Genomic DNA, 1,200 nt, shown 5'->3' on the forward strand with positions numbered 1-1,200 from the left:
TGTCTCGTCCCCCTAAAACTGTGCCATTGTTTATTAGAGACTGGAGTAGTGAGACATGGCACGAAAACGGCATTCGGATGAGGACGCACTAAAGATACTGCGCGAGATAGAGGTTCATTTGCATGATGGGATGGATGTGGCTGGCGCGTGTCGTCAGGCAGGCATTTCGGCTCAGACCTACTACTATTGGCGCAAGAAGTTTGGTGGGCTTGGCCGTCCTCAACTATCGGAGATGAAAGCGCTTAAGAAAGAGAATGATCGGTTGAAGAAGATTGTTGCTGATCTTCAACTGGACAAGCTGATCCTCAAAGAAAGTCTAGATCATTTAAAGCCAAAGGTCTGACGGTTGATGGGTTGCGTCAGGCCGTGATCCACACCCGTCAAAGGCTGAACACCTCAGAGCGTCGTACTTGCGCTGTTTTAGGCGTGTCGCGCTCTAGCTTGCATTACAAAGCCAAAGTTCAAGATGACGACGCTTTACGGCTTTCTATGATCCGACTGGCCAAGAAATATGGGCGGTATGGATCCCGCAAGATCACAGAGTTCCTTCAGATGGAAGGGTGGCGTGTAAACCACAAGAAAGTAGAGCGTTTATGGCGCGAAGAAGGGCTGAAGCTCCCTGAGCGGCATAAGAAGAAAAAGCGACTATACCATAAGGACAGTTCAGTCATACGCTTGCGCCCCACGCACGCAAACCACGTCTGGGCGATAGACTTTGTGCATGACAAGCTGAGTAATGGGAAACCATATAAGATGCTCACAGTTCTCGATGAATACACGCGCCAAGCACTGTGCGTTAAGGTAAATAAGACAATGGGCGCTGATGACGTTCTGGATGCGCTCTATCGATTGCTCATCAAATATAGAAAGCCCGAATATATAAGATCGGACAATGGCCCAGAGTTTATAGCCGGAGCTCTCCAAGATTGGCTCAAACGTGTTGGCGTTAAACCCATCCAAATCTACCCAGGTAGCCCTTGGGAAAACGGTTATAACGAGCGGTTCAACGGCATATTACGTCAAGAGCTTCTAAATGCAGAATGGTTCCACAGCGTTAAACAGGCACAAGTCGCAATCAACACGTGGCTCAAAGAATATAACCACATTCGACCTCATCGTGCTCTTGGTATGCGCCCACCAGCGCCAGAAACCTTATTGGAGAAACCGCAAATTTGTGGAACTGAAATTGGGGGCTAGACA

General features: G+C 48.6%; 1 pseudogene. It reads left to right on the forward strand.

From position 1 onward, the window contains the following. Nucleotides 1-55: 55 nt before the first annotated feature. Nucleotides 56-1,197: pseudogene (locus QQL62_RS13345) on the forward strand (IS3 family transposase). The last annotated feature ends 3 nt before the right edge of the window (nucleotides 1,198-1,200 follow it).

Source organism: Amylibacter marinus, assembly GCF_030160015.1.
In the GTDB taxonomy this organism is placed as follows: domain Bacteria; phylum Pseudomonadota; class Alphaproteobacteria; order Rhodobacterales; family Rhodobacteraceae; genus Amylibacter; species Amylibacter marinus.